Raw genomic sequence first — 4,792 nt, 5'->3', positions numbered from 1 at the left:
CTAAAGGGCTTTTCTCCACGCAAGGTTCGGGTAGTATTTTTCGGACAGACCACCGAAAAATCTCCACCCTTTTCTCCTTGCATTCCGAAATTTTGGCGGTGCTGTACTTTCGCCAAGCCGACGTACCTAAAACGAGGAATTCAGGAAATCGGCTTGCTCGAGCCATTATACCGCCAAAACCGCCAGAGCTTCCGTTCATAAATTTTCTCTTTTGCCTTATGGATCTACGCAATATGGGGGCTTCCCCCAAACCCCCTTGCCAGCCTCCACCCTAAAACAAGGGGAGAATTGATGGTGTTCGAATAAAAATCTTTGATATTTAGAAATCTAATTTTAAAGAAGGGAGTTGAGCTTTCATGAATAGTAACAGTAGCATTAATAAAAGTAATTTAAATTTATTAGCCGTAGTAGCACTAGGATTGACGACAATTTACACCGCAATATTAGCGACTCAATTAATGTCCACAAAACATAAAGTTGATTATTTATATTACAAAGAACATTTTCAAAAAAATAATAAGGGGAATAATAATTAATCGCTAAAACAATGAGAGGCGCTCTAGAAGGGGTAGAGTCCTGAAAATGCGGATTTACAACGGTAATGTAATTTTCACCCATAAATAAAGCCGATTTTAAGAAATCGACTGTTGAACTAAAGCTCCCTTTACTTTAAGTACATTTCTTCACAATCTTTAGATTAATTTATTGGATTATTTTTATGTGAAAGAGTGATATTAAATAAGAGCTTTAATTCGATTGACAAAAAAACCGTCCAGAAGGTATATTATATGTATCTAAGTTATGGAGGTTATTATGTCTATTTCAAAGCATGCTAATAAGAAAAAAAATATATTGATTGCTGCATCTGAAATTGTAAAAGAAGAAGGAGTTGTCAAACTCACATTAGAGGCAGTCGCCCAAAGAGCTGGCGTGAGTAAAGGTGGATTATTATACCATTTTCCTAGCAAGGAAGCATTAATTAAAGGAATGGTGGAAGATTGGACAAATAATTATTTCGAATGCATTAATACGTTAGTTAATAACGACGATGATAACGCAATAGGAAAATGGAATAGGGCTTATCTTAAATCTACATTTTCCGATTTAGAAAACAATAATCTAAATTCCGCACTAATGGCTGCTATGTTTATTAATCCAGATTTATTAGATGAATTCCGGCAGAGATACGATATTTTGCATACAAAGTTAATAACTGATGGAATTGATCCTGTCAAAATAACAATTACAAGATTATCCATAGATGGTCTTTGGTTTTCAGAAATATTTGGAATGGCACCATTAAATGAAGAACTAAAAACACAAGTTTTTGATGAACTAATAAACATGATTCAGGAGGACGAATAATGTCATATCTATATTTAGCACTTGCAATAGTGGGGGAGATTATTGGCTCTTCCCTATTAAAAGCATCTGAAGGCTTTTCAAAACTCTATCCTACAATAGGGGTAATAATAGCTTTCGTTGGTTGTTTTTTCTTTTTATCCTTGTCGCTAAAAACAATCCCCTTAAACACTGCATATGCATTATGGGCAGGTTTAGGACTTGTTTTGACTACAGTAATTTCAGTTTTAGTTTGGAAGGAAAAACTTAACATGGCTAGCATTGCAGGAATAACACTGATTCTTGTAGGAGTTGTAATATTGAATTTGTTTGGACCAGGACATGGAGAATCTGGTCATGAAGCAAGCGAAACTATTACAATGAATGAGACAATGGAATAACACATAAAAAAGTCCTTCTTAATAAAGAGAAGGACTTTTTAGCTTAATTAAGGGTATTTTTTGAAGTCCTTATTCAACAAACCTGCGTACGTTAGTTTAAGTGTATCACTTCACAATTCCAATAGAGTAGAGTTTATTGAGACATAATGAAATTAGCGTTTTAAATGACTTCTGACTGTCTCATAAGACTTGTATCAAATGCTTACCGTTGTAAATCCGCATTTCCCTGACGCTACCCCTAGAAGCGTCTTTTTTGCTTTTTAAGGGTTTTTACTAGGGGCAACCTCTTACAAAGGCGAGAGAGGCCCGTATGGCGTCTGTCAACGGTACCGGACCGAAGGGAGGATAAGGAGTTGATAGACTCACTTCACCAAGACCCTCTTGGTGTCTCAAAAGGCAACACCTTTTGAGCTGCCTACCGGCGAGGGAGCCCCTCAAGGATTGAGGGGTTGGGGAGTTCGATTAAGGGGGTCTGGGGAAGAGTTCCCCAGTGGGTTTGGGCAAAGCCCAAGGTTTGGCTTTTAGCGTCGCAGACCACATGAAACTTTGCGTGCAAAGTGTAGTGTGTTACACTTTCTATTAATCTATCGATTTTCAGAAAGGGTGCGTACCCCATGAGTTACTCCATTATCCGAATGCAGAAAATGAAATCAAATGGGATAAAAGGGATTCAATTTCACAACCAAAGAGAGAGGGAAAGTGAAACGAATCCCGACATCAATAAAGCTGATTCTCATCTGAATTATGACTTGATAAACGGTCAAAGGCAGATTGATTACAACGAGAAAATTAGCCAAGTAATTGAGGACAATGTGACCTCTGGAAAAAAGATCCGTAAAGATGCAGTTAAGCTGGCTGAATTCTTAATTACCTCTGACAAGGAATTCTTCGATAAAATTTCACCCAAAGAGCAGAAAAGGTATTTTGAAACGGCTCATGAGTTCCTTGCTGATCGATACGGTGAAAAGAATTTAATCTATGCGACTGTTCACTATGACGAGAAAACCCCTCACATGCACGTAGGCTTCGTTCCAGTAACGGAGGATGGCCGACTATCGGCTAAAGATTTCTTTGGCCAGAAAAAGCAACTGGTGAGTCTTCAGGACGATTTTAATCAGTACCTGAAGCAAAATGACTTTAATTTGGAAAGAGGGGTCTCGTCGAGCCGTAAACACGTGGAGACGGCTAAATATAAGGCTCAAACGTTTCAAAGCATGGAGAAGGAAGCCCAAGAGAAATATGAGCGGACAATGGGGCATATTCAAGAGATTGATGATAAATCGAAATCGATTGCGAATATCGAAGCTAAAAAGGTTCTAGGGCTTGTTGGAATGAAGGAACAAGACTACAAAAGCCTAGTCGATTATGCGACCAATGGTGTGGCTTATCAGCTACAAGCAGAGAATCTGCAGAAAGAGTTGGAAAAGACTCAAAAAGAAGTTACGCAGCTGAAAGCTGATATGCAAATTGGACAAGATAAAATTCGCTATTACTACAAAGATATTGAAGAGAATTTAGACTCCTTAGCAGAGAAAAAAGCACTGCAAAAAGTGAAGCAAACAGACATTGTAAAGAACTATGGAGACTTGATAGAAAAGTACAATGGACTCGTTAATAAATATAATGACCAGTTGAAGGAGAAAAAGGAGTTAAAACAACAGGTGGACACTCTAAAAATTGAGAACCGGTCTTACCAAAATGAGAATCGGGAATTGAAATTAGAGAACGGAAAATTGAAGGGAAAACTCGTGCAGATCAGCAAGGAGTTTTCTGTTTTTAAAGAGAGGGTGGGCAAAGTTTTACACGCTCAACTTGACCGAGTAAAAACGTTCTTGAGGATGAATGATGTAGACCGAAGTACAATCAAGTTCCTGGATGATAGGCAAGATAAATTAGTCCAGGACTCTTTAGAAAAAATGGAGAAGCCACAAAGGCAAAAAGGGATGGAGATGGAACGCTGATGAAGGTGAAACAATTGGTTGAGAAGTTGGAGAAACTAGACCAAGAGGGAGAATTAATGCTTTTTATGAGGGATAGAAAGAGACCTCATTTAGGTTCTGGAACTCTTATTCCAATAAAAGATATTGGTGTTTTTACAAGTGTTGACCAAGATTCAAATGAGGGCAAATATGCTCTTGAAATAAAGAAAGGCGAGTAGTTATCTACTCGCTTTATTTTAAGTTTTCACGTTCTCTAAGGGCTTTAAATTTATCAAATTGGCTTTTGTATTCAAAGTCCTTGTTTTCCTTTTTGCTGACAAGGATTTTACCATCGTATTTAGCAAATTTCTTTTTGTCATTGCCATCTGTCCAAGCAAGGTCTTCGTTCACTACATAGACGTTTGATGTTCCCATTTTTAAAACATTTAAAAATCCATTCTCCTCTAAAAGCTTTACTGCTCTGTAAACTGTTGACCTTGATTTGCCAAAATAATCTTCAAAAACTGCATAAGAACAAGCTAAAGCATTTCTGTTATCCATGTGTTCCAAGATAAAAAATAATAAAGAACTTGCGAAGTTATGATTTGCCATTAACCATCTTAATTCTGGCATGTTGTCACGATAAAGCTGGATGAAATTATGATTTTTCTTTTTCTCTTCAAATTGCTCTTTGTCTTTGTTTTCTTGCTGTTCAAGATCAATAAGTCTTTGAAGCATTTGAAGTTGTTCAGGGGTTAACTCAACATTAATTTTTCTCTGCTCGTCCAATTTACGCACCTCTGCTGGCATAGAATCCTTCTCTCCCTTGTTATGTATCATCAGCTGTGATACCTATATGTATAATTTATGACACATCATAGGTCAAAAATGAACTATAGTCAAGCAAAAAATGACACATCTTAATTCAACTATGTGTCACAAGCTATGACACATATACGTGTCACAAGCTATGACACATTACCTTAACTAAAACATTGATATATCAACATTTTTTCTGTGTTCCCTTCTATATCTCCTAAAGGGCTTTTCTCCACGCAAGGTTCGGGTAGTATTTTTCGGACAGACCACCGAAAAATCTCCACCCTTTTCTCCTTGCATTCCGAAATTTTG

The 4,792-nt window shown here is 37.3% G+C and carries 5 protein-coding genes; 4 read left to right on the top strand and 1 reads right to left on the bottom strand.

Annotation, left to right across the window (positions count from 1 at the left end):
* Positions 1 to 813: 813 nt before the first annotated feature.
* The 4 genes from ABTY20_RS34815 to ABTY20_RS34800 all read left to right on the top strand — a co-directional run bounded on the left by ABTY20_RS34815 (position 814) and on the right by ABTY20_RS34800 (position 3,900).
* Positions 814 to 1,365: a TetR/AcrR family transcriptional regulator gene (locus tag ABTY20_RS34815; RefSeq protein WP_000028029.1), complete on the top strand. Its 552-nt coding sequence runs from the start codon at positions 814 to 816 to the stop codon at positions 1,363 to 1,365.
* Positions 1,365 to 1,742 (top strand): quaternary ammonium compound efflux SMR transporter QacH, encoded by a 378-nt coding sequence (gene qacH / locus ABTY20_RS34810; protein ID WP_000121134.1) that lies wholly within the window; start codon positions 1,365 to 1,367, stop codon positions 1,740 to 1,742. The genes ABTY20_RS34815 and qacH overlap by 1 nt, the downstream gene beginning before the upstream one ends.
* Before the next feature lie 614 nt (positions 1,743 to 2,356).
* Positions 2,357 to 3,703 (top strand): MobV family relaxase, encoded by a 1,347-nt coding sequence (gene mobV, locus ABTY20_RS34805; protein ID WP_053082646.1) that lies wholly within the window; start codon positions 2,357 to 2,359, stop codon positions 3,701 to 3,703.
* Between the two features lie 14 nt (positions 3,704 to 3,717).
* A complete protein-coding gene (locus ABTY20_RS34800) occupies positions 3,718 to 3,900 on the top strand; it encodes a hypothetical protein (protein ID WP_350835256.1) in 183 nt (60 codons plus the stop codon).
* Positions 3,901 to 3,913: 13 nt separating this feature from the next.
* On the opposite strand, the gene ABTY20_RS34795 is transcribed toward ABTY20_RS34800, so the two are convergent.
* On the bottom strand, positions 3,914 to 4,471 hold the full coding sequence (locus tag ABTY20_RS34795; protein ID WP_048558832.1) for a replication/maintenance protein RepL: 558 nt from the start codon (positions 4,469 to 4,471) through the stop codon (positions 3,914 to 3,916).
* Positions 4,472 to 4,792 lie beyond the last annotated feature (321 nt).

The sequence above is a fragment of the Streptomyces sp. NPDC126497 genome, assembly GCF_040302425.1.
Classification (GTDB): Bacteria; Actinomycetota; Actinomycetes; order Streptomycetales; family Streptomycetaceae; genus Streptomyces.
This window is presented reverse-complemented; position numbering and strand designations above follow the sequence as displayed.

Excerpts from the sequence above, each read along its gene's own strand:
- ABTY20_RS34815 (WP_000028029.1), top strand. The coding sequence starts at position 814 with ATGTCTATTTCAAAGCATGCTAATAAGAAAAAAAATATATTGATTGCT.
- qacH (WP_000121134.1), top strand. The coding sequence starts at position 1,365 with ATGTCATATCTATATTTAGCACTTGCAATAGTGGGGGAGATTATTGGC.
- mobV (WP_053082646.1), top strand. The coding sequence starts at position 2,357 with ATGAGTTACTCCATTATCCGAATGCAGAAAATGAAATCAAATGGGATA.
- ABTY20_RS34795 (WP_048558832.1), bottom strand. The coding sequence starts at position 4,471 with ATGCCAGCAGAGGTGCGTAAATTGGACGAGCAGAGAAAAATTAATGTT.